The organism is Micrococcus luteus NCTC 2665 (assembly GCF_000023205.1).
GTDB classification, from domain to species: Bacteria; Actinomycetota; Actinomycetes; order Actinomycetales; family Micrococcaceae; genus Micrococcus; species Micrococcus luteus.
In genome coordinates, this window is record NC_012803.1 from 1221747 (window position 1) to 1247334 (window position 25588).

A 25588-nucleotide genomic window follows, 5' to 3' on the forward strand; every position below is an offset into this window, starting at 1 on the left:
CCCCGATCACAATGGGAACGTACGGAATACGCCGCCGAGACGCGGGGTTGCCCGAGGTGGAGGCCACGGGTGTCCTGCCCGCAGCCTCGCCTGATCAAGGAGGAAGCATGACCGAATACACCCTTCCGGAGCTGGACTACGACTACGCCGCGCTGGAGCCGCACATCTCGGCCCGCATCATGGAGCTGCACCACTCCAAGCACCACGCCACGTACGTCAAGGGCGCGAACACCGCCCTGGAGAAGCTGGCCGCCGCGCGTGAGGCCGGCGACTTCGGCTCCGTGAACCAGCTGTCGAAGGACCTCGCCTTCAACCTGGGCGGCCACACGAACCACTCGATCTTCTGGAAGAACCTCTCGCCGGAGGGCGGCGACAAGCCGACCGGCGAGTTGGCCGCCGCCATCGACGAGTACTTCGGCTCGTTCGACAAGTTCCAGGCCCACTTCACCGCCGCCGCCCTCGGCATCCAGGGCTCCGGCTGGGCCGTGCTGGCCTACGAGCCCATCGGCGGCAACCTTGTGATCGAGCAGTTCTACGACCAGCAGAACGGCGTGCCGGTCGCCACCATCCCGCTGTTCCAGCTGGACATGTGGGAGCACGCCTTCTACCTCGACTACCAGAACGTCAAGGCGGACTACGTCAAGGCGATCTGGAACATCGTGAACTGGGCCGACGTGCAGGCCCGCTTCGAGGCCGCCCGCGCCGGCGCCTCCGGCCTGATCCTCCCGGCCTGATCCACACCGCGCACCGGGGCGTTGACGTCGTGGCCCCACGGCGTCAGCGCCCCGGTGCGGGGAGGGGCTCGGCTCTCCGGCCCTGTCCCCACCGCGCGCCCGGACCGGGCGCGACCGCTCGACCGCACCGCCCGTACCCACCGCCACGGACCACGCAACGAGAACCGACGAGAGGGACCACCATGACCAAGATCGCCATCAACGGCTACGGCCGCATCGGACGCAACATCGTGCGCGTGCTCAGGGACCGCGGCCACGAGGGCCTCGAGCTGGTCGCCGTGAACGACCTCGCCGACCCCGAGGACCTGTTCTGGCTGACCAAGTACGACACCATCCTGGGCCGCTACCCGGGCGAGCTGGAGCGGACCGACAAGGGGTTCCGCATCGACGGCCGCGACGTCGCGTTCTTCCAGGAGGCCGACCCGACGAAGCTGCCGTGGGGCGAGCTCGGCGTGGACCTGGTCATCGAGTGCACCGGCATCTTCACGACCGGCCCCAAGGCGCAGGCCCACCTCGACGCAGGGGCCAAGAAGGTGCTCATCTCCGCCCCCGCCAAGGAGGTCGACGGCACCTTCGTGATGGGCGTGAACGAGCACACCTACGACGCGGAGACGATGCACATCGTCTCGAACGCCTCGTGCACCACCAACTGCCTGGCCCCGATGGCGAAGGTGCTCAACGACGAGTTCGGCATCGTGGACGGCATCATGACCACGATCCACGCGTACACCGGCGACCAGAACCTGCACGACAACGTGCACAAGAAGGATCGCCGTCGGGCGCGCGCCGCGGCCCAGAACATGGTGCCCACCTCCACGGGCGCGGCGAAGGCCATCGGCGAGGTCATCCCGGAGCTGAAGGGCAAGCTCGACGGCTTCGCCATGCGGGTGCCCACCATCACCGGCTCGGCCACTGACCTGACCGTGGAGCTGACGCGCCACGTGGAGGTCGAGGAGATCAACGCGGCGTTCAAGAAGGCCGCGGAGACCGAACGGCTGCAGGGCCGCCTGGTCTACTCGGAGGACCCGATCGTGTCCTCGGACATCATCACCTCCCCGGCGGCCTGCACCTTCGACGCCCCGCTGACCAAGTCCATCGGCCAGACCGTGAAGATCATCGGCTGGTACGACAACGAGTACGGCTACACCTCCCAGCTCATGGACTTCGCGGACCTCATCGGCTCGAAGCTCTGAGCCCGCACGGCGCCCGACGGCCCGGGCCGACGGTTCCCCCGTCGGCCCGGGCCGTCCGCCTAGACTGCACCGTGAACCGACCCCGCTCCGGCACCCCAGGAGGCATCATGCCCGCATCGACCCTCAACGATCTGCTCGAGGCCGGCGTCACCGGCCGCACCGTGCTCATCCGGTCCGACCTGAACGTCCCGCTGGACGGGGACACGGTCACCGACGACGGCCGCATCCGTGCCTCACTGCCGGCGATCCGGGACCTGGCCGAGGCCGGGGCGCGCGTGATCGTCATGGCCCACCTGGGTCGCCCCAAGGGTGAGCCGGACCCCGCGTACTCCCTCCGCCCCGTCGCCGCGCGCATGGCCGAGCTGCTGGGTGCCGACGTCGCCCTCGCCGCGGACGTGACCGGGGACGACGCGCGCGCCCAGGCCGCCGCCCTCCAGGACGGCCAGGTGCTGCTGCTGGAGAACGTGCGCTTCGACGCCCGCGAGACCTCCAAGGACGATGCCGAGCGCGCCGCACTCGCCGGGGAGATGGCGGCCCTGGCCGGCGAGGACGGTGCCTACGTGGGCGACGCGTTCGGCGCGGTCCACCGCAAGCACGCCTCCGTGTTCGACGTCGCGGCGCAGCTGCCGGCCTACCAGGGCCCGCTGGTCGCCGCCGAGCTCGAGGTGCTCACCCGCCTGACGGAGTCCCCGGAGCAGCCCTACGTCGTCGTGCTGGGCGGGTCGAAGGTCTCGGACAAGCTGGCCGTGATCGACAACCTGCTGGACAAGGCCGACACGCTGCTGATCGGCGGCGGCATGCTCTTCACCTTCCTGAAGGCGCAGGGCCACGAGGTGGGGGCCTCCCTGCTCGAGGAGGACCAGCTCGACACCGTCCGCGCGTACCTGCGCCGCTCCGAGGCCGGGGCCGCCCGCATCGTGCTCCCCACGGACATCGTGATGGCCTCCGGCTTCGCGGCCGACGCCGAGCACGAGGTCCTGGCCGCGGACGCCCTCACCTCGGGCGCGCACGGCGCGTCCGCCATGGGCTTGGACATCGGCCCCGAGACGGCCCGGGCGTTCGCGGAACAGATCCGCGGCGCCCAGACCGTGTTCTGGAACGGCCCCATGGGCGTGTTCGAGTTCCCGGCCTTCGCGGAGGGCACCCGAGCGGTGGCCCGGGCCCTCACCGAGGCCTCCGCGGCCGGCGGTCTGTCGGTGGTCGGCGGCGGCGACTCCGCGGCGGCCGTGCGCACGCTCGGTTTCGCCGACGACGCGTTCGGCCACATCTCCACCGGCGGCGGCGCCTCCCTCGAATACCTCGAGGGCAAGGAGCTCCCGGGCGTCACCGCCCTGGCCGGCGAGGGGCGGGCGTGAGCATGGCGGAGCAGACCACACGCGTGCCGCTGATCGCGGGCAACTGGAAGATGAACCTGGACCACCTCGAGGCCGTCACCCTGGTGCAGCGCCTCACGTGGCTCCTCTCGGACGCGGACCATGACCAGGAGGCCGTGGAGGTCGCGGTGTTCCCGCCCTTCACGGGCCTGCGGTCCGTGCAGACGCTCGTCACCGGCGACCGCCTGGACCTCGTCTACGGCGCGCAGGACCTCTCGCCCGAGGATGCCGGCGCCTACACGGGCGACGTCTCCGGCGCGTTCCTGGCCGCGCTGGGGTGCCGTTACGCGATCGTGGGCCACTCCGAGCGCCGCACCCTCCACGGGGAGGACGACGCCCTCGTCGCGCGCAAGGCCGCCGCGGCCCTGCGCCACGGCCTCACCCCGGTGATCTGCGTGGGCGAGGGCCTGGAGGTGCGCCAGGCCGGCCGGCACGTCGAGCACACGCTCGCCCAGCTGGAGGGCTCCATCGCGGGCCTGTCGGCGCAGGACGTGGCCGGCGTCGTCGTCGCCTACGAGCCCGTGTGGGCGATCGGCACGGGCGAGGTCGCCGGCCCCGAGGATGCGCAGCAGATGTGTGCGGCCCTGCGCGCCCGCGTGGCCGCACTGCACGGCGACGACGTCGCCGCCGGGCTGCGGATCCTCTACGGCGGCTCCGTGAAGTCCTCCAGCGCGCCGGCGCTGCTGGCACAGCCTGACGTGGACGGCGCCCTCGTGGGCGGCGCCAGCCTCGACGCGGACGAGTTTGCTAAGATCGTCCGGTTCGACCAGGCCTGATCCGTCCGGCCCGACCGACCGCATTCTCCGTGACGGCCCCGGCGCGCGCCGGGGCCGCACCTCGACCCGAGGAGCCCTCCCGTGGACGTCCTGACCCTGGCCCTGCAGATCCTCGTGGTCGTGCTCAGCATGGTCATCGTGCTGCTCATCCTGCTGCACAAGGGCCGCGGCGGCGGCGTCTCGGACATGTTCGGCGGTGGCGTGACCACCTCGATGAGCTCCTCGGGCTCCGCCCAGCGCCTGCTCACCCGCCTGACCGTCGGCTCCGTGGTCGCCTGGGGTGTCGTGATCGCGCTGCTCGGCGTCCTGCCGCGTCTGACCCTGGAGTCCTGAGGCCGCCCCGCCGGGCCCCGACGCGAACGCCCCGCACGGATGATCCGTGCGGGGCGTTCGTGCGTCCCGGGCCGGTGCGGCGTCGGGCGCTCCTCAGCGCTCGGAGGCCTGCACGGGGGAGAGGTCCGTGCGCGGCAGGCCCCGGTGGAGCACGGCGCCGAAGACCTCGTCCGGGTCCAGGCGGCGCAGCTCCTCCGCCAGGCAGTCCTGGATCGTCCGGCGTGGCAGGGAGATGCGCTGCACCGGCCTGCCCTGCTGATAGAGCCGGGCCACCTGCGAGTGCGAGCGGGAGAGCACCACGTCCCCGTCCGTACACCGCAGGCGCACCGCACGGATCCCGTGGCCGGCCTTCGAGTGCGCGATCGTCACCGGCACCTTCAGGGCCAGGGTGAGCCACGCCGCAAGCAGCATGGTGCTGGGGGAGTCCGGCGCCCCGTCCACCGTCACCGAGCGCAGGGTGGCCACGTCGAGCGTGTCGAAGATGCCGGCCACCTGGATCCGCCACAGCGTCAGGCGCGTCCAGGCCAGGTCGGTGTCGCCCTCATGGTGGCCCGCGCGCAGAGCCCACAGGGCGGGCTCGGCCGCGGACGCCGATGCCGTGTCCGTGATCCGGCGGTGGGCCAGGCGACCGAGCGCCGTCGCCGAGGGGACCTCGGGCGGCACCCCGGGCCACCACGCGACGATGGGCGCATCGGGCAGGAGCAGCCCGGAGACGAGCGACTCATCGGCGTGGGCGTTCTCCCCGGCGCACCACAGCACCACGACGTCGGAGGCGCCGGCGTCGCCGCCGACCCGGATCTCGGCGTCCAGGCGGGTGGGTGCCGCAGGGTCGCCCAGGGCCAGGACGATGATGCGGCACGGGTGCTCCAGCGAGGCCGCGTTGGCGGCCTGGACGGCGGACTCGATGCCGGCGTCGTCCGTGCTGATCACGAGCGTGAGGACGCGGCCGAGGGTCACGACCCCGCTCTTCTCGCGCAGCTGCGTGATGCGCTTGGCCACCTGGGAGGTGGTGGTGTCCTGCATGCGGATCTTCACGGGCGCCTCCAGCTTCGTCCGTCGCGGGCCATGAGGGCGTCGGCCGAGGGCGGGCCCCACGTGCCCGGGGCGTAGGGCTCGGGCTGGGTGCCCAGGCTCGCCCAGTGCTCCTCGAACGGGTCCACGATCCGCCAGGACAGCTCCACCTCGGCCTGACGCGGGAACAGCGGCGGCTCCCCGAGGAGCACGTCGAGGATGAGCCGTTCGTACGCCTCGGGGGAGTCCTCGGTGAAGGCGTGGCCGTAGCCGAAGTCCATCGTGACGTCGCGGATCTCGGTCTGCGTGCCGGGCACCTTGGACGCGAAGCGGATGGTGACGCCCTCGTCCGGCTGCACCCGGATGACGATGACGTTCTGCCCGAACTCGTCCCCGTCGTGGACGGGGAACAGCAGGTGCGGGGGCTTCTTGAAGACGACGGCGATCTCCGTCACCCGCCGGCCGAGGCGCTTGCCGGCCCGCAGGTAGAACGGGACGCCCTGCCAGCGGCGCGTGCGGATGCCCACCTTGAGCGCGGCGTACGTCTCCGTGACGGACGCCGGGTTGAAGCCCTCCTCGTCGAGGAAGCCCGTGACCCGCTCGCCGCCCTGCCAGCCGGAGGTGTACTGGCCGCGGGCGGAGGCTGCCGCGAGCCCCTCGGGCGTGTCCGGGACGGTCACGGCTTCGAGGACCTTCTCCTTCTCCGTGCGCAGGTGGTCCGCGTCGAACGAGATCGGCTCCTCCATCGCGGTGAACGCGAGCAGCTGCAGGAGGTGGTTCTGGATGACGTCGCGGGCCGCGCCCACGCCGTCGTAGTAGCTCGCCCGTCCGCCGATGCCGATGTCCTCGGCCATCGTGATCTGGACGTGGTCCACGTGCTCCGCGTTCCAGAGCGGCTCGAACATCCGGTTGGCGAACCGGAACGCGAGGATGTTCTGCACCGTCTCCTTGCCGAGGTAGTGGTCGATGCGGAACACGGCGTCCGAGGGGAAGACGCGCTCGATCACGGCGTTGAGCTCCTGCGCGCTGGCCAGGTCGTGGCCGAAGGGCTTCTCGATGACCACGCGGCGCCACGGGCCGTCGGCCGGCTGGGACCGGTCGGCCAGGCCCTGGTCGGCCAGGTGGCGGGAGACGGCCTCGAACCAGTCCGGCGGGATGGAGAGGTAGAACGCCGTGTTCCCGCGCGTGCCGCGTGAGGTCTCGAGCTCGGCGAGCACCTCGTCGAGACGGACATAGGCCGCCTCGTCGTCGAACGCGCCGGAGACGAAGCGCAGGCCGCCCCGGAACTGGTCCCACACGGTCTCGTCGAAGGTGGTTCGGGAGGAGGCCTCCACGGCGGCACGCACATAGTCGGCGAACTCCTCGTCGGACCAGTCGCGGCGGCCGAAGCCGACGAGGGAGAACGCCGGCGGCAGCAGGCCGCGCTGGGCCAGGTCGTACATGGCCGGCAGGAGCTTCTTCTTCGCCAGGTCGCCCGTCACGCCGAACAGCACGAGGGCCGACGGACCCGCGATGCGGGTCAGGCGCCGGTCACGGGGGTCGCGCAGCGGGTTGCGGGGGACGGTCCGGGACTCACCGGCCACGGACGGCGCTCCTCAGGGCCTCGATGCCCGCGTCGCGGCGGCGCAGGTGCAGGGTGACCACGGGGCGGCCGAGATCGCCCAGCACCCGGGCGTCGCCCGCGGCCTGCGCGGCGATGAGCCTGCCCAGGGAGAACGGGCGTCCGGGCACCTCGAGGTCCAGGCCGGCGTCGCCGGTGATCTGCAGGAACACGCCGACGGCCGGGCCGCCCTTGTGGAACTGTCCGGTGGAGTGCAGGAACCGCGGACCCCAGCCGAACGTGACCGGGCGGCCGACCAGCTCTGCCAGGTCCGCGCGCAGCTCCTCGAGCTCGGCGTCGTCATGACGGGAGAGGTAGGCGTGGACCGCCAGGTAGCCGTCCTCGGGCACCAGCGCCGCCGTGGCGCGCAGCACGCCGGCCAGGTCCGGGGCAGAGGTCACGGACGCCGGGCCGGAGACCTCGACGCCCTCCACCTCACCGTCGGCCGTCCGCTCGGCGGCGGGGCCGTCCAGCAGGGTGCGGGCGGCGGCCTTGGCGGCCTCCACGTCCGGCTGGTCGAAGGGGTTGATCCCGAGCAGGCGGCCGGCCACCGCGGTGGCCACCTCCCACAGCAGCAGCTGGGCGCCGAGCGAGCCGGCGACCTGCACGCCGTGGCCCGGGGCCGCGACGTCGTCCGCGCCGACGAGCTGCACCTGCAGCAGGTCGGGGGCGTCCCACGCGGTCTCGGGGTCGCCGGGGGCGACGACGACGGGCAGCAGCCCGGTGCCGTCCTTGCCCGTGGACTCGGCGATCAGCTGCTCGATCCAGGCCGGCAGTCCGGCGATGCCGGACCCGTGGTCGGCGAAGACGAGCTTGTCGCGCAGCGGGCGCGTGCCGCCCAGGGCCGCACCGAGCTGCAGGCCCGGGTTGTCCTCGTCGTCGGCGGTCAGCAGGTCGAGCACGGCCTCCGCGTCGTCCAGCAGGGCCGTGACGTCCACGCCGGCCAGGCCGGTGGGGACCAGGCCGAACGCGGTGAGGGCCGAGAATCGCCCGCCCACGGTCGGGTCCGCGGTGAAGACGGCGCGCCAGCCGGCGGACTCGCACGCGGCGTGCAGCGGTGAGCCCGGGTCCGTGACGGCGACCAGGCGGGTGCGGGGGTCGATCCCGGCGTCGCGGAACGCCGCCTCGACGACGCGGCGCTGCGAGTCGGTCTCCACGGTGGAGCCGGACTTGGAGGAGACCACCAGCACGGTCCGCTCGAGGTCGCGCTCGAGGGCACGGGAGACCTGCAGCGGGTCCGTGGAGTCCAGGACCTCGAGCTCGACGCCGGCCGTCGCCGCGATCACCTCGGGGGCCAGGGACGAGCCGCCCATGCCCGCCAGGAGCACGCGGTCCACGCCCTCGGCGCGCAGCTCCCGGGTCAGCTGGGCGATGTGCGGGACGAGGGCGCGGGAGTCCTCGAACAGGTCGATCCAGCCGAGCCGCTTGGCGGCCTCGTCGCGGGACGGCGCCCCCCACAGGTCGGCGTCCTGCGCCCCGAGGCGGGAGGCGACGCGGTCCTGGAGGAGAGCGGGCAGATGGCGGTCGATCGCCTCGAGGGCGGCTCCGGTGGCGGTGAGTCCGAGGGTGCTCATGGGGGGTCCTTCCGTGCGCGTGGCGAGCGGGCGGCGGGGTCGGGGGCGGGTGCGGTCAGCGGTGGGCGTCGAGCCCGGAGCGGACCGAGCCGAGCAGCTCCTCCCACGCGGTCTCGAACTTCTCCAGGCCCTCAGTCTCCAGCACGTCCACGACGTCCTGGTAGGACACGCCCGCCGCGCCGACCGCGTCGAGCAGGGCGTCGGCGTCGGCGTAGGCGCCCGTGACGGTGTCCGCCGTGATCACCCCGTGGTCGGCGACCGCCTCGAGGGTCTTCTCCGGCAGGGTGGTCACGGTGTGCGGTGCCACGAGCTCGGTGACGTACAGCGTGTCCGGCAGGGCGGGGTCCTTGACACCGGTGGAGGCCCACAGGGGCCGCTGCACCGGGGCGCCGGCCGCCTCGAGCAGGCGCCAGCGCTCCGAGTCCAAGGCCTGCTCGAAGGCGCGGTAGGCCAGGCGCGCGTTGGCGACGGCGGCCCGGCCGGTCAGCGCCTCGGCCTCGGGGGTGCCGATCGCGCGCAGCCGCGCGTCGACCTCCGTGTCCACACGGGAGACGAAGAAGGAGGCCACCGAGTGGAGGCGGCGGACGTCGTGCCCATTCGCCCGGGCCTTCTCCAGGCCGGTGAGCCACGCGTTCAGCACCCGGCGGTAGCGGGGCAGCGAGAAGATCAGGGTCACGTTCACGCTGATGCCCTCGCCGAGCACGTCCGCGATGGCGGACAGGCCCTCCACGGTCGCGGGGATCTTCACCATGAGGTTGGGACGGCCGACGGCCGACGCCAGCTCGCGGGCCTGGGCCACGGTGCCGGCGGCGTCGCGGGCCAGGCGAGGATCGACCTCGAGGGAGACGAACCCGTCCGCCCCCCCGGTGCGCTCGTGGACGGGCGCGAGCACGTCGGCGGCGCGGCGCACGTCCTCGGTCGTCAGGGCGACGACGGCCTCGTCCACCGAGGCGCCGGCCGCGGCGAGTTCGCGCAGCTGTCCCTGGTAGGCGCCCGCGTCCGCGAGGGCGACGGCGAAGATGGACGGGTTCGTGGTGACGCCGGTGACCGAGCGGGTGGCGATCAGCTCGTCGAGCGTGCCCTCGTCCAGCCGCGTGCGGGAGAGGTCGTCGAGCCAGATCGACACACCGGCCTGGGCCAGCGCGGCGGTGTTCGGGTTCTGCGGGGTGCTCATGGTCTGCGGGTGCCTTCCCTTCGAGGGTGGACGTGCTCGGGGCGCCGTGGGCGCCGGGCCTCAGAGGAGGCCGCGGGTCACCGCGGCGACGTGCTCACCGGTGAATCCGTACTTCTCCATCAGGCGGGCGCCGTCGGCCGACTCGCCGTAGTGCTCGAGGCTCACGCGGGCGCCCGGGGAGGAGGCCGTCACCGTGTGCTCGAACCACGGCATCCCGATGCCGGCCTCGACGGAGACGCGGACCGGGGCGTCGGGGCCGTCGGGCAGGACCTCGGCCCGGTAGGCCTCGTCCTGCTCGGCGAACCACTCGAGGCACGGGGCGGAGACGACGCGGGTCGGGACGCCGTCGGCCTGCAGCAGCTCGCGGGCCCGCACGGCCACGGAGACCTCGGAGCCGGTCGCGATCAGCAGCGCGCGGGCCGGCGTCGGCGCGCCGTCGGCATCCGTGGCGTCGACGAGGACGTAGGCGCCGCGGGCCACGCCCGAGGCGGGGGCGAAGCCGTCCGTGTCCCGGGGGAGCACGGGCAGGCTCTGCCGGGACAGGATGAGGCCGGCCGGGCGGTCCCGGTGCTCGAGCACCGTCCGCCACGCCCACGCGGTCTCGTTCGCGTCGGCCGGGCGGACGACGTCGAGCCCGGGGATGGCCCGCAGCGCGGCCAGGTGCTCCACCGGCTGGTGCGTGGGGCCGTCCTCGCCGAGGCCGATGGAGTCGTGCGTCCACACGTACGTGCTCGGGGTGCCCATGAGGGCGGCCAGGCGGACGGCAGCGCGCATGTAGTCGGAGAACGTCAGGAACGTGCCCACGTACGCGCGGGTCAGGCCGCCGATCGTGATGCCGTTGACGATCGCCCCGGCCGCGAACTCGCGGACGCCGAAGTGCAGGGTGCGGCCGTGCTCGTGGCCCTGCCACGTGGCGGTGGAGCGGCGGGCCGGGATGAAGGAGGGCTCGCCCTTCATGGTCGTGTTGTTCGACCCCGCGAGGTCGGCCGAGCCACCCCAGAGCTCGGGCATGACCGGTGCGAGGGCCGTGAGCACCTCACCGGAGGCCGCGCGCGTGGCCAGGCCCTTCTCGTCCGCGTCCCAGGACGGGAACGCCTCCGCGAAGCCGGCGGGCAGCTCTCGTCCGGCCAGTCGGTCGTACAGGCGCGCGTTCTCCGGGTGGGCCTCACGCCAGGCCTGGAACGCGGCCTCCCACCCGCGGCGGTACTCGGCCGAGCGTTCGGCGATGGACCGGGCGCCGGCCAGGAGCTCGGGGTCGACGTCGAAGGTCGTGGTCGGGTCCAGCCCGAGGCCCTCCTTGAGGCCGGCGACCTCGTCCGTGCCGAGCTTGGAGCCGTGGATGCCGCCGGTGTTCTGCTTCGTGGGGGAGGGCCAGCCGATCACCGTGCGCAGCTTGATCAGCGAGGGCCGGCCGGTCTCGGCCTTGGCCGCCACGAGGGCGTCGTACAGCGCCTCCACGTCCTCCGTGTACTCGGTCACGGCGTGGCCCTGGGCACCGTTGGTCCAGTCGACCTCCTGCACGTGCCAGCCGTAGGCCTCGTAGCGGCGCGCCACGTCCTCGGTGAACGCGACGTCCGTGTCGTCCTCGATCGAGATGCGGTTCGCGTCGTAGACGACCACCAGGTTCCCGAGCTCCTGGTGCCCGGCCAGCGAGGAGGCCTCGGCGGCGACGCCCTCCTGGATGTCCCCGTCGGAGGCGAGCACGAACACGTGGTGGTCGAACGGGGAGGTGCCGGGGGCGGCGTCGGGGTCCATCAGCCCGCGTACGCGGCGCTGCTCGTACGCGAAGCCGACGCCCATCGCCAGGCCCTGGCCCAGCGGGCCCGTGGTCACCTCGACGCCGTGGGTGTGGCCGTACTCCGGGTGGCCCGGGGTCCTGGAGCCCTCGGTGCGCAGCGCCTGGATGTCCTCGAGCTCGAGCCCGGCGCCGGCGGCGAACAGCTGCAGGTACTGGATGAGCGAGGCGTGGCCCGCGGAGAGGATGAAGCGGTCCCGGCCCTCCCAGCGGTCGTCCGTGGGGTCCAGGTGCATGACGTTCTGGTACAGCTGCCACGCCACGGGGGCCAGCGAGATCGCGGTGCCGGGGTGGCCGTGCCCGGCCTTCTCCACGGCGTCCGCCGAGAGCGCCTTGAGCGTGTCGACCATCCGGCGGTCCTGCTCCGAGTAGACGAACCCGCGGGCCGGGGCCACCCGGTCCAGGGTCGGGGGAATGGACGGCTGCGCGGCGTCGGTCACGGGGTCTCTCCTGGTGGATCGGGAGCGTCGGGGCGCGACCCCGGCCGACGCCGGGGCGTCGCGGCGCGGGGCCGTCGTCCCAGCCTAGCCGCGCGACGGCGGGGCGGGCCCGACCGGGCGCCCCATGACATGGCTCACCCCCGGGCGAACAGCCGTTGACACGAGTAGACTGGGTCAAGGCCTGCCCGCAGGCGGACCGCCCGAGTGGCCGCTCCGAACCCCGGGACGGGCACGCCCACCGTCCCCTCACCGTGAGAAGCAGATGTCATCCTCCCTGGAGTCGCCGTCCGCCGCCCGCGTCGCCGCCGAGCCCGGCGTCGTCGACCGGTCCCCGCTGCCCCTGCGCCGCAAGGTGCGGGCGTACGTCGAGCTGACGAAGCCCCGGGTGATCGAGCTGCTGCTGGTGACCACGCTGCCGACCATGATCTTCGCGCAGCGCGGCTTCCCGGACGTGCTCACCATGATCGCCACGCTCGTCGGCGGTGCGCTCGCCGCCGGCGCCTCCGGCACCTTCAACTGCTACATCGACCGGGACATCGACCGGGTCATGAAGCGCACCGAGAACCGGCCGCTCGTCACCGGCGAGGTCACCCCGCGCGAGGCCCTCGTGTTCGCGTGGGTGCAGACGGTCGTGTCCCTCCTGATCCTCGGGTTCGGCGCCAACTGGCTGGCGGCTGGCCTGGGCGTGGCCGCCATCTTCTTCTACGTGGTCGTGTACTCGCTCGTGCTCAAGCGCCGCACGGAGCAGAACATCGTGTGGGGCGGCATCGCCGGCTGCTTCCCCGTGCTGATCGGCTGGGCGGCCGTGCGCGGGACCGTCGAGTGGCCGGCCATCGTGCTGTTCCTCGTGGTCTTCCTGTGGACGCCCCCGCACTACTGGCCGCTGTCCATGAAGTACAAGCGCGACTACCAGCAGGCCGACGTGCCGATGCTCGGCGCCATCGCCTCCGCGCGCCACGTCTCCAACCAGGTCGTGCTCTACGCGTGGGCCACCGTGGCCTGCTCCCTCCTGCTCGTGCCGATGGGCTGGGCCGGCATGGTCTACACCGCGGTCGCGCTCGTCGTCGGCGGCTGGTTCATCTGGGAGTCCCACGTGCTGCAGGTGCAGGCCCAGCGGGAGGACTTCGAGGACCGCAAGGCCATGAAGGTCTTCCACCTCTCCATCACCTACCTGACGCTGCTGTTCATCGCCCTGGCCGTGGACCCGTTCGTGGGCGCGCCGCTGATGCACTTCGGCGCCTGAGCGCCGGTCCGCCCCGGGCGCTCCCCGGGACGCCGACGACGACGGCCCCGCACCTGCCGGTGCGGGGCCGTTCGCGTGCGCGGAGGCGGTCAGCCCGCGGCGACGGTGCGCGCGGGCGCGGCGGCCTCGACCGCGGCGCCGGGTCCGGCCGTGACGTAGCGGGCGACCTGCCGGTCCCAGGCCTCCGTCGCCGACGCCACGAGCAGTGCCGAGCCGAGCATGTGCAGCAGGACCACGCCGATCGGCAGGCCCGTGAAGTGCTGGGTGTAGCCCACGACGGCCTGGAACACGAGGGCGAGCAGGAGCCGCAGCACGGCGGCGCGCTGCAGGCGGGAGGCGCCGGCCGCGCGGCGCACCGTGAAGAACAGGACGAGGGCGGCCGCCAGGAGCAGGTACACCGGGACCACGTGGACCCGCGTGACCAGCAGCGGGTCGAACTCGTGGCGCGGCGAGCCGGGGTCGCCGGAGTGCGGGCCCGTGCCGGTCACCACGGTGCCCAGGTACACGGCGGCCCACGTCAGCGCGAACGCCGCCCATGCGGCGGCGCGGGACCGGCTGGTGGTGACGCCGTCGACGAGGGGCACGCCCGCCCGGCCGGCGCGGCGCTCGGCCGCGATGCGCACGACGAGCAGGGTCGCCACGGCCACCATGATCGAGGACACGATGAAGTGACCGGCCACCCACCACGGGTTCAGATGCGTCAGGACCACGACGCCGCCCACGAGGGCCTGGGCGGGGATGCCGGCCAGCAGGCCCACGGAGAGCCAGAAGGGGCTCCGATGGGTGCCGCGCAGGTTCCACAAGGACAGGAACATGGCGGCGGCGATGACCACCAGGACGAACGTCAGCGTCCGGTTGCCGAATTCGATGTAGCCGTGGATGCCCATCTCCGGGGTGTTGGTGAGGGACTCGGGTGAGCACGTGGGCCACGTGGGGCAGCCCAGGCCGGAGCCGGTGAGGCGCACGGCGCCGCCGGTGACGATGATGCCGATCTCGGACGCCAGGGACGCCACGGCGAGGGCCATGGTCGCCTTCGTGAGGCGCTGCGGCAGGCGGGCGGCGAGCCCGGCCGGGGCGGTCCGGGCCGCGGGGGTGGTGGTGGACACGGTGTCCTTCCGATCGTTCGATGCAGGGGGACGGGGAACGGCTCAGGGCCGCCAGCGGAACCAGCGGAGCGCGGCCGCGACGGCCACGGCGCCCCACAGGGTGAGCACGAGCAGGGGGACGGGGGACCAGGCCCCGTCCAGGAGGGCGGCGCGCAGGGCCGTGCCCAGCGCGCCGGAGGGGAGCAGGTCCACGCCGGGCACCCGGGCGGGGAACACCGTGCCGCCGACGGCGCCGAACAGCACCCACAGCAGGTTGGCGACGGCGAGGGTCGCCTCCGGCCGGGCCGTGCCGGCGAGCAGCAGCCCCAGGGCCGTGAAGGCGGCGGCCCCCAGCGCGAGGGCGACGAGGGCCGGCGGGATCCCCTCGGGGTCCGGGCGCCAGCCGAGCGCCAGGCCGACGCCGCCGATCACGCTCACCTGCACCAGCAGGAGGGCCACCACCGCCAGGGCCTTGCCGGCGACGAGGCCGAGCGTGCCCAGCGGGGTGGTGGCCAGGGCGGCGAGCACGTCGTAGCGACGCTCGAAGCCCGTGGCGATCGCGGTGGCCGTGAACGCGGAGCTGATCACGGCCAGGGCCAGCACGCCGGGCACGGCCACGTCCAGGCCCGAGCGGCCGGGAGTGTCCAGCAGGCCGGTGACGTGCACGCCCACGAGCGCGAGCAGGGGCAGCACCACGGTGACGAGCAGCTGCTCGCCGTTGCGCAGCGCGGTGCCGGTCTCGTAGCCGGCCTGACGCAGGACGCGGGCGGCCAGCGGGGCGGCGCCGGCGTGGGCTCCGGTGCCGGCCGGGGTCCGGTGGTCGACGACGGGCGTGCTCATGCGGCGGTCTCCCGGAGGATCTGCTCGAGGCGCAGTCCGGCGCGCTCGAATCGGGTGGGCATCAGGGCGTGCTCCCGCCAGCTCGACGCGAGGACGGCCAGGTCGTCCGGGCCGCGGACGCCGGCCACCCGCAGGCGGGCGGACTCGTCGAGGCCGGCCACGCGCAGCGGCGCGGGCAGGGTGTCGGCCCAGGCGCGGACGGCGTCGGGGGAGGCGTCGCCGAAGTCCACGTCGACGACGTCGCCCTCGGCCACGCGCGTGAGCTCGGCCAGCGAGCCGGAGCGCACCACGCGGCCGGCGCGCAGGATGGCGACGTCGTCCGCGAGCCGCTCGGCGTCGTCGAGCAGGTGCGTGGTCAGCAGCACGGCGGCGCCGCGGTCGGTCTGTTCCCGCACGACGTCGTGCACGACGGGCCGGGTCTCCGGGTCGAGGCCCGCGGTGGGCTCGTCGAGGAACAGCATGTCCGGCCGGCCGACGAGGGCGACCGCGAGCGCCACGCGCTGGCGCTGGCCACCGGAGAGGCGGCGCAGGGGGCGGCCGGCGACGTCGGCGATCAGCAGGCGCTCGAGCAGCGGCTCGACGGGCAGCGGGTCGCGGTACAGGGACGCCACATGGCCGATGAAGCGGCGGGCGGGGATCGCGGGCGGCAGGCCGCCCTCCTGCCACATCACGCCGATGCGGGCGCGCAGGTCGGCGGAGGCCCGCCACGGGTCTGCGCCGAACACGCGCACGGTGCCGGCGTCGGGCCGGTCCATGCCGTGGCAGAGGCCGAGGGTGGTGGACTTGCCGGCCCCGTTGGGGCCGAGCAGCACCGTGACGGCGCCGGCACGGGCTGTGAGGTCGACGCCCCGCAGGACAGGGGTGCGGGACCGGCCGCGGCCGAGGTTCCGGTGGACGTCGCTCAGGCGCAGGACGGGCTCGTCGCGCGGCACGGGATCCGGGGTCAGGGGAGGTCGGGGCACTGTGCCAGTCTAGTCCTCGGGCCCTGCGGCCCCGGCTCGTGGGGCCGGGGGCGCCCGGTCTGACGCGGGTTCCGCCGCGGGCGTCATCAAGCCAGGCGATCCTCACTTGAACCGTTCCAGATCAATAGGTCATGATGGCGTGGTGTATTCGGATCAGTCTGCGTCGCCCCCCGCTCCGGCCCCGGCCGAGGGCACACGCGAGCGTGTGCTGCAGCTGGTCCTGACTCGTGGACCCGTGAGCGCGGCCGAGATCGGTCGCGAGCTGGAGCTGACCGCCGCCGCCGTGCGCCGCCACCTGGACGCGCTCGAGGAGGACTCGCTCGTCGAGGTCAAGCGGGTCACCGCGGCCCGCGGCGCGGGACGGCCCTCCCGCCGCTACGTGGTCACCTCGCACGCGCAGAAGCACCTGCCCAAGGACCACCTCGCGGTGGCCCTGGACACTCTGGCCCGCCTCGAGGAGCTCGGCGGGGAGGAGGAGGTGCGCCGCGCCGCGCGCCACGCCTTCCGTGAGATCGAGGAGCGCTTCACGGCCGCCGTCGGCGGCCGGGAGACCGCGCTCCAGGACCGCACCCGGATCCTCGCCCGGGTCCTCGACGAGGCCGGCTACGCCGGCACGCTGCGCCACTTCGGCGCGGGCCTGGCGCCCACCCTCCGCGCGGACCAGGTCTGCCAGGGGCACTGCCCGTTCCAGGGAATTCCCGCCCGCCATCCGGAGTTCTGTGAAGAGGAGACCGCGCTGTTCGCCCGCCTGCTCGAGGTGGACGTGCGCCGGCTCTCGACCCTCGCCGCCGGCGCCCACGTGTGCACCACACATGTGCCGCTGGGCCGCGACTGAGCCGCGCGGGCCTCGCCCCGGCTCCCGCCGACCACCCGACCACCCGACCGACCCCGACCGCAGTGACTAGTGAGAGAGGCTGAGATGACCGACCAGATCGTCCAGCGGGACTCCGCGGAGACCGCCGACCCCGGCGTGATCCAGGAGATCCTCGACAAGAACCCCGAGCTCAACGCCATCGGCGCCTACCAGTACGGCTGGGCCGACTCCGACGCGGCCGGCGAGAAGGCCGTCCGCGGTCTGAACGAGGACGTCGTGCGCGACATCTCCGGCAAGAAGGACGAGCCGGAGTGGATGCGCAACCTGCGCCTCAAGGCCCTCAAGTACTTCGAGCGCAAGCCGATGCCGGCGTGGGGCCCGGACCTGTCCGGCATCGACTTCGACAACATCAAGTACTTCGTGCGCTCCACCGAGGGCCAGGCCAAGACCTGGGAGGACCTGCCCGAGGACATCCGCAACACCTACGAGCGCCTGGGCATCCCCGAGGCCGAGCGCGAGCGTCTCGTGGCCGGCGTCGCCGCCCAGTACGAGTCCGAGGTCGTCTACCACCAGATCCGCGAGGACCTGGAGGAGCAGGGCGTCGTGTTCCTCGACACCGACACCGCGCTCAAGGAGCACCCGGAGATCTTCGAGGAGTACTTCGGCACCGTGATCCCGGTCGGCGACAACAAGTTCGCCTCCCTGAACACGGCCGTGTGGTCCGGCGGCTCCTTCGTGTACGTGCCCAAGGGCGTGCACGTGGAGATCCCGCTGCAGGCCTACTTCCGCATCAACACGGAGAACATGGGCCAGTTCGAGCGGACGCTGATCATCGCGGACGAGGACTCGTACGTGCACTACATCGAGGGCTGCACCGCCCCGATCTACAACTCCGACTCGCTGCACTCGGCCGTCGTGGAGATCGTGGTGAAGAAGAACGCCCGCGTGCGCTACACCACCATCCAGAACTGGTCCACGAACGTGTACAACCTCGTGACCAAGCGCGCCGTGGTCGAGGCCGGCGGCACCATGGAGTGGATCGACGGCAACATCGGCTCCAAGGTGACCATGAAGTACCCGGCCGTGTACCTGACCGGCGAGCACGCCACCGGCGAGACCCTCTCCGTCGCGTTCGCGGGCAAGGACCAGCACCAGGACACCGGCTCCAAGATGGTGCACATGGCCCCGCACACGAACTCCTCGATCGTGTCCAAGTCCGTGGCCCGCAGCGGCGGCCGCGCCGCCTACCGCGGCCTGGTGCAGATCGCCGAGGGCGCGAACGGCTCCGCCAACTCGGTGGTGTGCGACGCCCTGCTCGTGGACACGGTCTCCCGCTCCGACACGTACCCGTACATCGACATCCGCGAGGACGACGTGACCCTCGGCCACGAGGCGACCGTCTCGAAGGTGTCCGAGGAGCAGCTCTTCTACCTCATGAGCCGCGGCATGTCCGAGGACGAGGCCATGGCCATGATCGTGCGCGGTTTCATCGAGCCGATCGCCCGCGAGCTGCCCATGGAGTACGCGCTCGAGCTCAACAAGCTGATCGAACTGCAGATGGAAGGATCGGTGGGCTGACATGACCGACACCGTGGAGAACACCCAGCGGACCATGATCCCGGGCATGGGCGAGGAGGGCGAGAAGCTCACCGTCGCGCAGAACCCGGCCGCCCGGGCCGGGGGCCGGGAGCGCAACGCCGCGGGCTCGCGCGCCGATCGCCTCAGCTCCTTCGAGCTGTCCGACTTCCCCGTGCTCACGGGGCGCGAGGAGGACTGGCGCTTCACCCCGCTCAAGCGCCTGGGCGGGCTGCACCTGCCCGAGGGCGACGACGCGCGCCTGACCGGCGCCGCGCCCGCCGTGACCGTGGCCGAGCAGGCCGGCGTCACGGTGGAGACCGTGGCCCGCGCCGACGCCCGCGTCGGCTCCGTCCTGACCCCGGACGACCGCGTGTCCGCCGCGGCCTGGAACTCGGTCTCCGAGGCCACCGTCGTCACGATCTCCGGCGAGGTCGCCGAGCCGGTGCGCATCGACGTCGTCGGCTCCTCCGCAGACCCGGCCGCGATGCACCTGACCGTGCTCGTGGAGGAGAACGCGCAGGCCGACGTCGTGATCGCCCACCGCGGCACCGCCGTGCTGGCCCAGAACGTCGAGTTCGACGTGCGCCGCGACGCCCGCCTGAACGTGGTCGCGCTGCAGGCCTGGGAGGGCGATGCCGTGCACGTCTCGGCCCAGCAGGCCTCGGTCGCCACGAACGCGCACTTCAAGCACGTGGCCGTGTCCTACGGCGGCGGCGTGGTGCGGCTGACCCCGACCGCGCGGTTCGCCGCCGAGCGCGGCGAGGCCGAGATGTACGGCCTGTACTTCGCCGACGCCGGTCAGCACCTCGAGAACCGCCTGTTCGTGGACCACAACCAGCCGGACTGCGTCTCGAACGTGCTCTACAAGGGCGCCCTGCAGGGCACGGACGCGCGCACCGTGTGGGTGGGCGACGTGCTGATCCGCAAGGAGGCCGAGGGCACGGACACGTACGAGAAGAACCAGAACCTGCTGCTCTCCGACGGGGCGCGCGCGGACTCGGTGCCGAACCTGGAGATCGAGACCGGCGTGATCGAGGGTGCGGGCCACGCGTCCGCGACCGGCCGCTTCGACGAGACCCAGCTGTTCTACCTGATGGCCCGCGGCATCCCCGAGACCGAGGCCCGCCGCCTGATCGTGCGCGGCTTCCTCAACGAGATCATCCAGAAGATCGGTGTCGGCGACGTCGAGGACGAGCTGACCGCCGTCATGGAGGACGAGCTCCGCATCGCGCAGCTCTGACCGACGCCCCGCAGACCCCACCGCCTTCCACCCGAGGAGAACCACCATGGCAACCCTGCAGATCACCGACCTGCACGTGCAGATCGCGACCGAGAACGGCCCCAAGGAGATCCTGAAGGGCCTCTCCCTGACCATCGAGACGGGCGAGACCCACGCGATCATGGGCCCGAACGGCTCCGGCAAGTCCACCCTGGCCTCGACCATCGCCGGCCACCCGCGCTACGAGGTCACCTCCGGCTCCATCACGCTCGACGGCGAGGACGTGCTGGAGATGAGCGTCGACGAGCGCGCGCAGGCCGGCCTCTTCCTGGCCATGCAGTACCCCGTGGAGATCCCGGGCGTCACCATGACCAACTTCCTGCGCACCGCCAAGACCGCGCTCGACGGCCAGGCCCCCTCGCTGCGCACCTGGACCAAGGACGTCAAGGGCGCCTTCGAGGCCCTGCAGATCGACCCGGCGTTCATGAACCGCAACGTCAACGAGGGCTTCTCCGGCGGCGAGAAGAAGCGCGCCGAGATCCTCCAGCTCGAGCTGTTCAAGCCCAAGTTCGCGATCCTCGACGAGACCGACTCCGGCCTCGACGTCGACGCGCTGCGCATCGTCTCCGAGGGCGTCAACCGCGCCCAGGCGCAGAACGAGATGGGCACCCTGCTGATCACCCACTACACGCGGATCCTCAACTACATCAAGCCGGATCACGTGCACGTGCTGGTGGACGGCCGCGTCGCCGAGTCCGGCGGCCCGGAGCTCGCCGAGCAGCTCGAGGCCGAGGGCTACGCCCGCTTCGAGAAGGCCGCGGCGGGGGCCTGAGATGACGGAGACCACGAACCAGGCGCCCACGGAGGACATCCGTGAGGCCCTCAAGGACGTGATCGACCCGGAGCTGGGCGTCAACGTCGTGGACCTGGGCCTGCTCTACGGGCTGCACTACGCCGACGACGGCGCGCTGCTCGTGGACATGACCCTGACCACCGCGGCCTGCCCGCTCACGGACGAGATCGAGGACCAGGTCTCCCGCGCGATCGGCACCATGGTGGACGAGTGGCGGCTGAACTGGGTCTGGATGCCCCCGTGGGGCCCCGAGCGGATCACCGAGGACGGCCGCGACCAGATGCGCGCCCTCGGCTTCAACATCTGATCCGGCCCGGACCACGACGGCGGCCCGTCACCTTCTGCGCGAAGGTGACGGGCCGCCGTCGTGGTGGGGGAGTGCGGACGGGCCCGCAGGTGCCCCGGGGCTCCCGGCTCAGATGTCCAGGGAGGAGGCCCGGAACGTGTCGCACTGACGGATGTCCGGCTCCTGCTGGGAGCTCTGGTAGCCGCGCATGAACCAGGCCATGCGCTGCTCGGAGGTGCCGTGCGTGAACGCCTCGGGGTCCACCCGACCGGTGTGGGTGGACTGGATGCGGTCATCGCCCACGGCGGAGGCCGCGTCGATGGCCTGGCGCAGCTGGTCCCGCGAGATCGGCTTCAGGAACGGCGCGCCGGACTCGGGGTCCACGGTGGAGGCGGCGTGCCCGGCCCACATGCCGGCGAAGCAGTCGGCCTGCAGCTCCGCGCGCACGGCGCCGGAGGTCGGGCCGGTGGTCCCGTCCTTGGAGTGCTGCAGGTAGCCGGTGACGTGCTGGACGTGGTGGCCGTACTCGTGCGCCACGATGTACTCCTCCGCCAGCGGCCCGCCCTCGGCGCCGAAGTCGGTCTGCAGCGTATCGAAGAACGCGGTGTCGAAGTACATGGACTCGTCCGCCGGGCAGTAGAACGGGCCCGTGGCCGAGGAGGCGCTGCCGCAGCCGGTGCTCACGCCGCCCTGGAACAGGGTGAGCTGCGGCTGGCGCCACTGGATGTCCGAGAACTGCGCGAGGTACTCGCCCCAGAACTCGTCCGCGGCCTCGGTGGTCGCGATGACGCGGCAGTCCGTGTTCTGGTTGGCGTCCGCACCGCTGGCGCACTCCTCGTCCGAGAGGGGCTGGCTCTGGCCGCCCGGGCCCGTCTGCTGCTGGTACTGGCTCTGGCCGACGGACCCGCCACCCGTGTCGATCCCGAGCTGCTCGGCCAGCCCGGGGGCGAAGATCGCGAGCAGCAACGCGAGCAGGCCGCCGCCACCGCCGATGGCGATGCCCCGGCCCCCCAGCCCGCCGCCACCGCCCGATCGGGCCCGGCCGGCGTCGATCTGCACGTTCTCGTTGAAGCTCATGGGGCCAGAGTGTAGACGGACTAGACTGGCCCGGCACCGCAGTGGCCCCCGCCCGTCGAGGTCGGCCGGGCCCCGCCGGTGCACCCCTGTTCTTCCCTCGACCCCTGGAGTCTGACACCCCCATGCTGACCGTCACCGATGTCGAACTGCGCGTGGGCGCCCGTCTCCTCATGGACGAGGTGAACTTCCGCGTGGACAAGGGGGACAAGGTCGGCCTCGTGGGGCGCAACGGCGCCGGCAAGACGACGCTGACCAAGGTCCTGGCCGGCGGCGGGCAGCCCACGGCGGGCACCGTGACCCGGACCGGTCGCATCGGCTACCTGCCCCAGGACCCCAAGGTCGAGGACATGGACCAGTCCGGCCGTGACCGCATCCTCTCCGCCCGCGACCTGGACCAGACCATCCGGCGCATGCGCGAGGCCGAGGCCGGGATGGCCGCCGTCGACGACGCAGAGCGGGAGCGGGCGATGAACCGCTACTCCCGCCTGGAGGCGGAGTTCGAGGCCCGCGGCGGCTACGCAGCCGAGTCCGAGGCCGCCCGGATCACGTCCAACCTCGGCCTGCCGGACCGCGTCCTGGACCAGCCGCTGCACACCCTCTCCGGCGGCCAGCGCCGCCGCGTGGAGCTCGCCCGCATCCTCTTCTCCGACGCGGACATCCTGCTGCTGGACGAGCCCACCAACCACCTCGACCACGACTCGATCGTGTGGCTTCGCGACTACCTGAAGACCTACTCCGGCGGCCTCCTGATGATCTCGCACGACGTGGAGCTCATGGAGATGACCGTGAACAAGGTCCTCTACCTGGACGCGAACCGGCAGACCATGGACGTCTACAACATGACGTGGAAGAACTACCTCGCCCAGCGCCAGCAGGACGAGGCGCGCCGCCACCGGGAGTTCGCCAACGCGGAGAAGAAGGCCTCGGCCCTCATGGCCCAGGCCGAGAAGATGCGTGCCAAGGCGACCAAGGCCACCGCCGCGCAGAACATGATCAAGCGCGCCGAGCGGCTCATGCGCGGCGTCGAGGGCGAGCGCGCGGTCGACCGCGTGGCCGCGATCCGCTTCCCCACCCCGCAGGCCTCCGGCAAGACGCCGCTGCGCGCCGAGAACCTCTCCAAGTCCTACGGCTCGCTCGAGATCTTCACGGGAGTGGACCTGGCGATCGACCGCGGCTCGCGGGTGGTGATCCTGGGCTACAACGGCGCCGGCAAGACGACGCTGCTGCGCATGCTCGCCGGGGAGGAGACCCCGGACACCGGCGAGGTCCAGGCGGGCCACGGGCTCAAGCTGGGCTACTTCGCCCAGGAGCACGACACCCTGGACCAGGACGCGTCCGTCCTGGACAACATGCGCCACGCCGCCCCGCAGCTCGGCGACACCCAGGCGCGCACGCTGCTCGGCTCGTTCCTCTTCCAGGGCGACGACGTCGACAAGCCCGCCCGCGTCCTCTCCGGCGGCGAGAAGACCCGCCTGGCGCTGGCCACGCTCGTGGCCTCGAGCGCGAACGTGCTGCTGCTGGACGAGCCCACGAACAACCTCGACCCCGCCAGCCGCGAGGAGATCCTCCACGCGCTGCGCCAGTACGAGGGCGCCGTGGTGCTCGTGACCCACGACGAGGGCGCCGTCGAGGCGCTCGACCCCGAGCGCGTGGTGCTGCTGCCGGACGGGGTCGAGGACCTCTGGAACGACGACTACAGGGACCTCATCACCCTGGCCTGAGTGCGCGGGCCGCCGAGGCGGAGGGCGGGATCAGTCGAAGAGCGCGTCCTCGGCCTCCTCGTCCGTGAGCAGCCCGTCGCGCCGCCGCCGGACCGGCTTGGGACGGGGGGCCCTCTGCGCGGAGAGCAGCCCGTCGTCCGCGGCGCCGTCGAGGGCGTCGGCCCGATCGTTGCGGGCGCGCATCCACGCGGAGTACCCCCACACCCCGAAGCCCATGGCCGCGAACAGGTACCACTGGATCGCGTAGGACAGATGCGGGCCCTCGTCCAGGGTGGGCTCGACGAGCTTCTGCGGCATCGACCCCACCGCCGGGTCCTCCGTGACCATGATCCCGTAGGCCGTCCCGGCCACGGGCCCGCCCACGGTGTCGGCGATCTCGGCGAGGTCGATCGAGGGCACCTGGCCGTCCGGGGCGTCGCGGTCCAGGGCCGGCTCCCCGGGCTTGACCCGCACCACGACCTCGGCGTGGCCGGCGGGCGGGGCCGGCACGGCGTCCGGCTGACCCGGGCTGTTGCCCACCGGGAGCCAGCCGCGGTCCACCACGACGACGGGGCCCTCGTCCGTCCGGAACGGCACGAGCACCTCGTAGCCGGGCTGGCCGGCGCGGGGACGGTTGCGGACGATGAGCGTCTCGTCGACGAGGTACTCGCCGGTCAGTGTCACGGGCGTCCACTCGTCCTCGGTCTGGAACGCGGTGAACAGCCGGGAGGCCTCGGCGAACGGGACCGGGTCGTCGTCGTAGTTCTCCAGGACGCGGTTGACGCGGTGCTGGACCTCCACGCGGCGGTCCCACTGCCACTGGGCGAGCGCGTGGCACAGGAATGCGAAGAGGACGCACACCACGAAGCCGAGGATCCACGGGCCGGTGGCGAGGAAGCCGAAGCGCAGGGGAGGCAGGCGTTGGGCGTCGCGGGCGGTCGGGGCCGTCATGGGGGCGGGGGTGCTCATGGGCGCGGGGGCTCCTGCGGGGTCTCGGGCGTGTCGACCTCGGGCGCCTCCGTGGCGGGCGGGTCGAGCGGGCGGGAGCGCCGCAGGAAGCCGCGGGCGCTCAGGAAGTCGTCCAGGAATGGCCGATGGTCCACGCAGGCCAGCCAGGTCTTCACCCGGTCCGGGGCGTGGACGCGCGGGTTGTTCCACTCCAGGGCCCAGGCGGCCTCCGCGGTGCAGCCGCGACGCGAGCAGACCGGCCGCTCGGGCCCGTCCGCGGCGGCGTGCGGGGATCGGGCGGTGGAGGCACCGGCGGCGGGGTCGAGGCGGCCGGACGCGAGGGCGCCCAGCAGGTCGATGCCCGGCTCACCCGGGACCGCGCCGGTCACGCGGCGCCCCGTCCGGGCAGGCCGGGACCGCCGGCGGACGAGGACCCTCGGCCCAGCGCCCGGGGCGCACGGTCGCGCGGGTCGTCCACGAGGTCGCCGGTGAGCACGACCGGCTCGGGCGCCGCCGTGTCGTCGGGGCGGGGCGCCAGAGCCGGTCCCTGGGCGGGCACGGCGCGCAAGGTGCCGGCCTGCTGGGGGCCGGTGTTGTTCACGCGCACGACGGCGACGTAGGGCAGCACGACCGCGCCGAGGATGAACCCGAGCTGCCACCAGCCGTGGGCGAAGAGCGCGGCGAGGAAGCAGGCGGTGCGGACCAGCATCTGGACCAGGTAGACCCTCATGCGCGCCTCCCGGTCCGCGCTGCGGCCGGCGGCGGCGGTGGTGACCCCCTGGACCTCCGGTGTCGCCCCGCGCCCGGCGCGGGCGGGACGGCCGGCTCGGGAGCCGGCGGCGGAGCTGGTCATGGCGCATCCTCCTGGAACGTCGCGCCCTGCGGAGGGCCCCCGTGCGGCCGCGGACGTAGAGTGGTGGTTCACATGCCGGCGCGCCCGCCCTCGGCGGCGTCCCGCAGGACGGCGTCGAGACGGCGCC

The 25588-nt window shown here is 73.0% G+C and carries 24 protein-coding genes; 12 read left to right on the forward strand and 12 right to left on the reverse strand.

The window, feature by feature from the left end; genetic code table 11:
* Positions 1 to 107 precede the first annotated feature (107 nt).
* From MLUT_RS17185 to secG, 5 genes are all read left to right on the forward strand, one after another.
* On the forward strand, positions 108 to 734 hold the full coding sequence (locus MLUT_RS17185; protein WP_010078719.1) for a superoxide dismutase: 627 nt from the start codon (positions 108 to 110) through the stop codon (positions 732 to 734).
* A 182-nt stretch (positions 735 to 916) separates the two neighbouring features.
* Positions 917 to 1927, forward strand: a complete 1011-nt coding sequence (gene gap / locus MLUT_RS17190) for a type I glyceraldehyde-3-phosphate dehydrogenase (RefSeq protein WP_010078718.1) — start codon at positions 917 to 919, stop codon at positions 1925 to 1927.
* 107 nt (positions 1928 to 2034) lie between these two features.
* A complete protein-coding gene (locus tag MLUT_RS17195; protein ID WP_010078717.1) occupies positions 2035 to 3282 on the forward strand; it encodes a phosphoglycerate kinase in 1248 nt (415 codons plus the stop codon).
* A 2-nt stretch (positions 3283 to 3284) separates the two neighbouring features.
* Positions 3285 to 4076, forward strand: coding sequence for a triose-phosphate isomerase (tpiA, locus tag MLUT_RS17200; RefSeq protein ID WP_010078716.1), 792 nt, complete (start codon positions 3285 to 3287; stop codon positions 4074 to 4076).
* A gap of 81 nt (positions 4077 to 4157) precedes the next feature.
* On the forward strand, positions 4158 to 4409 hold the full coding sequence (gene secG, locus MLUT_RS17205; RefSeq protein ID WP_010078715.1) for a preprotein translocase subunit SecG: 252 nt from the start codon (positions 4158 to 4160) through the stop codon (positions 4407 to 4409).
* 93 nt (positions 4410 to 4502) lie between these two features.
* Here the strand turns inward: secG and MLUT_RS17210 are convergent, their stop codons facing one another.
* From MLUT_RS17210 to tkt, 5 genes are read right to left on the reverse strand one after another with little or no spacing between them, the layout of a single operon-like run.
* Positions 4503 to 5444, reverse strand: a complete 942-nt coding sequence (locus MLUT_RS17210; RefSeq protein ID WP_010078714.1) for a glucose-6-phosphate dehydrogenase assembly protein OpcA — start codon at positions 5442 to 5444, stop codon at positions 4503 to 4505.
* Positions 5441 to 7003: a glucose-6-phosphate dehydrogenase gene (gene zwf, locus MLUT_RS17215; protein WP_010078713.1), complete on the reverse strand. Its 1563-nt coding sequence runs from the start codon at positions 7001 to 7003 to the stop codon at positions 5441 to 5443. The genes MLUT_RS17210 and zwf overlap by 4 nt, the downstream gene beginning before the upstream one ends.
* Positions 6993 to 8594 carry a phosphoglucose isomerase-related protein gene (locus MLUT_RS17220; RefSeq protein ID WP_010078712.1) on the reverse strand — a complete coding sequence of 534 codons (1602 nt, stop codon included), beginning with the start codon at positions 8592 to 8594 and terminating at the stop codon, positions 6993 to 6995. The genes zwf and MLUT_RS17220 overlap by 11 nt, the downstream gene beginning before the upstream one ends.
* 55 nt (positions 8595 to 8649) lie before the next feature.
* Positions 8650 to 9768: a transaldolase gene (tal, locus tag MLUT_RS17225; protein WP_010078711.1), complete on the reverse strand. Its 1119-nt coding sequence runs from the start codon at positions 9766 to 9768 to the stop codon at positions 8650 to 8652.
* 60 nt (positions 9769 to 9828) lie between these two features.
* A complete protein-coding gene (gene tkt / locus MLUT_RS17230; RefSeq protein WP_010078710.1) occupies positions 9829 to 12003 on the reverse strand; it encodes a transketolase in 2175 nt (724 codons plus the stop codon).
* Between the two features lie 262 nt (positions 12004 to 12265).
* On the opposite strand from tkt, the gene MLUT_RS17235 reads away from it, so the two are divergent.
* On the forward strand, positions 12266 to 13246 hold the full coding sequence (locus MLUT_RS17235; RefSeq protein WP_010078709.1) for a heme o synthase: 981 nt from the start codon (positions 12266 to 12268) through the stop codon (positions 13244 to 13246).
* Positions 13247 to 13335: 89 nt separating this feature from the next.
* Here MLUT_RS17235 and MLUT_RS17240 read toward each other — a convergent pair whose 3' ends face one another.
* From MLUT_RS17240 to MLUT_RS17250, 3 genes are read right to left on the reverse strand one after another with little or no spacing between them, the layout of a single operon-like run.
* A complete protein-coding gene (locus MLUT_RS17240; protein WP_010078708.1) occupies positions 13336 to 14352 on the reverse strand; it encodes a COX15/CtaA family protein in 1017 nt (338 codons plus the stop codon).
* Between the two features lie 42 nt (positions 14353 to 14394).
* Positions 14395 to 15171 (reverse strand): ABC transporter permease, encoded by a 777-nt coding sequence (locus MLUT_RS17245; protein WP_010078707.1) that lies wholly within the window; start codon positions 15169 to 15171, stop codon positions 14395 to 14397.
* Positions 15168 to 16133: an ABC transporter ATP-binding protein gene (locus MLUT_RS17250; RefSeq protein ID WP_012750871.1), complete on the reverse strand. Its 966-nt coding sequence runs from the start codon at positions 16131 to 16133 to the stop codon at positions 15168 to 15170. Before MLUT_RS17250 ends, MLUT_RS17245 begins: the two co-directional genes overlap by 4 nt.
* Before the next feature lie 205 nt (positions 16134 to 16338).
* On the opposite strand from MLUT_RS17250, the gene MLUT_RS17255 reads away from it, so the two are divergent.
* From MLUT_RS17255 to MLUT_RS17275, 5 genes are all read left to right on the forward strand, one after another.
* Positions 16339 to 16968: a helix-turn-helix transcriptional regulator gene (locus tag MLUT_RS17255; RefSeq protein ID WP_010078705.1), complete on the forward strand. Its 630-nt coding sequence runs from the start codon at positions 16339 to 16341 to the stop codon at positions 16966 to 16968.
* A gap of 84 nt (positions 16969 to 17052) precedes the next feature.
* Positions 17053 to 18525 carry a Fe-S cluster assembly protein SufB gene (gene sufB / locus MLUT_RS17260; protein WP_012750872.1) on the forward strand — a complete coding sequence of 491 codons (1473 nt, stop codon included), beginning with the start codon at positions 17053 to 17055 and terminating at the stop codon, positions 18523 to 18525.
* Between the two features lies 1 nt (position 18526).
* Positions 18527 to 19765, forward strand: a complete 1239-nt coding sequence (gene sufD / locus MLUT_RS17265; RefSeq protein ID WP_012750873.1) for a Fe-S cluster assembly protein SufD — start codon at positions 18527 to 18529, stop codon at positions 19763 to 19765.
* A 46-nt stretch (positions 19766 to 19811) separates the two neighbouring features.
* Positions 19812 to 20576: a Fe-S cluster assembly ATPase SufC gene (gene sufC / locus MLUT_RS17270; RefSeq protein WP_010078702.1), complete on the forward strand. Its 765-nt coding sequence runs from the start codon at positions 19812 to 19814 to the stop codon at positions 20574 to 20576.
* A 1-nt stretch (position 20577) separates the two neighbouring features.
* The gene (locus tag MLUT_RS17275; RefSeq protein WP_002855327.1) at positions 20578 to 20904 is read left to right on the forward strand and encodes a metal-sulfur cluster assembly factor; all 327 of its coding nucleotides are present in this window, start codon (positions 20578 to 20580) and stop codon (positions 20902 to 20904) included.
* A gap of 108 nt (positions 20905 to 21012) precedes the next feature.
* On the opposite strand, the gene ypfJ is transcribed toward MLUT_RS17275, so the two are convergent.
* Positions 21013 to 21960, reverse strand: a complete 948-nt coding sequence (gene ypfJ / locus MLUT_RS17280; protein WP_010078701.1) for a KPN_02809 family neutral zinc metallopeptidase — start codon at positions 21958 to 21960, stop codon at positions 21013 to 21015.
* Positions 21961 to 22082: 122 nt separating this feature from the next.
* Between ypfJ and abc-f the strand changes: the two genes are divergently transcribed.
* A complete protein-coding gene (gene abc-f, locus MLUT_RS17285; protein ID WP_010078700.1) occupies positions 22083 to 23681 on the forward strand; it encodes a ribosomal protection-like ABC-F family protein in 1599 nt (532 codons plus the stop codon).
* A gap of 30 nt (positions 23682 to 23711) precedes the next feature.
* Here abc-f and MLUT_RS17290 read toward each other — a convergent pair whose 3' ends face one another.
* Genes MLUT_RS17290 through MLUT_RS17300 form a run of 3 tightly spaced genes read right to left on the reverse strand, consistent with a single transcriptional unit; the run spans position 23712 to position 25461 of the window.
* Positions 23712 to 24629: an SURF1 family cytochrome oxidase biogenesis protein gene (locus tag MLUT_RS17290; protein ID WP_010078699.1), complete on the reverse strand. Its 918-nt coding sequence runs from the start codon at positions 24627 to 24629 to the stop codon at positions 23712 to 23714.
* Positions 24626 to 24997: a hypothetical protein gene (locus MLUT_RS17295; RefSeq protein ID WP_010078698.1), complete on the reverse strand. Its 372-nt coding sequence runs from the start codon at positions 24995 to 24997 to the stop codon at positions 24626 to 24628. The genes MLUT_RS17290 and MLUT_RS17295 overlap by 4 nt, the downstream gene beginning before the upstream one ends.
* Positions 24994 to 25461, reverse strand: coding sequence for a DUF3099 domain-containing protein (locus MLUT_RS17300; protein WP_010078697.1), 468 nt, complete (start codon positions 25459 to 25461; stop codon positions 24994 to 24996). Before MLUT_RS17300 ends, MLUT_RS17295 begins: the two co-directional genes overlap by 4 nt.
* Positions 25462 to 25588: the final 127 nt, after the last annotated feature.

Coding starts and splice junctions, on each gene's coding strand:
- MLUT_RS17185 (WP_010078719.1), top strand. CDS start 108: ATGACCGAATACACCCTTCCGGAGCTGGACTACGACTACGCCGCGCTG.
- gap (WP_010078718.1), top strand. CDS start 917: ATGACCAAGATCGCCATCAACGGCTACGGCCGCATCGGACGCAACATC.
- MLUT_RS17195 (WP_010078717.1), top strand. CDS start 2,035: ATGCCCGCATCGACCCTCAACGATCTGCTCGAGGCCGGCGTCACCGGC.
- tpiA (WP_010078716.1), top strand. CDS start 3,285: ATGGCGGAGCAGACCACACGCGTGCCGCTGATCGCGGGCAACTGGAAG.
- MLUT_RS17220 (WP_010078712.1), bottom strand. CDS start 8,594: ATGAGCACCCTCGGACTCACCGCCACCGGAGCCGCCCTCGAGGCGATC.
- tal (WP_010078711.1), bottom strand. CDS start 9,768: ATGAGCACCCCGCAGAACCCGAACACCGCCGCGCTGGCCCAGGCCGGT.
- MLUT_RS17235 (WP_010078709.1), top strand. CDS start 12,266: ATGTCATCCTCCCTGGAGTCGCCGTCCGCCGCCCGCGTCGCCGCCGAG.
- MLUT_RS17245 (WP_010078707.1), bottom strand. CDS start 15,171: ATGAGCACGCCCGTCGTCGACCACCGGACCCCGGCCGGCACCGGAGCC.
- sufB (WP_012750872.1), top strand. CDS start 17,053: ATGACCGACCAGATCGTCCAGCGGGACTCCGCGGAGACCGCCGACCCC.
- sufD (WP_012750873.1), top strand. CDS start 18,527: ATGACCGACACCGTGGAGAACACCCAGCGGACCATGATCCCGGGCATG.
- sufC (WP_010078702.1), top strand. CDS start 19,812: ATGGCAACCCTGCAGATCACCGACCTGCACGTGCAGATCGCGACCGAG.
- MLUT_RS17275 (WP_002855327.1), top strand. CDS start 20,578: ATGACGGAGACCACGAACCAGGCGCCCACGGAGGACATCCGTGAGGCC.
- ypfJ (WP_010078701.1), bottom strand. CDS start 21,960: ATGAGCTTCAACGAGAACGTGCAGATCGACGCCGGCCGGGCCCGATCG.
- abc-f (WP_010078700.1), top strand. CDS start 22,083: ATGCTGACCGTCACCGATGTCGAACTGCGCGTGGGCGCCCGTCTCCTC.
- MLUT_RS17290 (WP_010078699.1), bottom strand. CDS start 24,629: ATGAGCACCCCCGCCCCCATGACGGCCCCGACCGCCCGCGACGCCCAA.
- MLUT_RS17300 (WP_010078697.1), bottom strand. CDS start 25,461: ATGACCAGCTCCGCCGCCGGCTCCCGAGCCGGCCGTCCCGCCCGCGCC.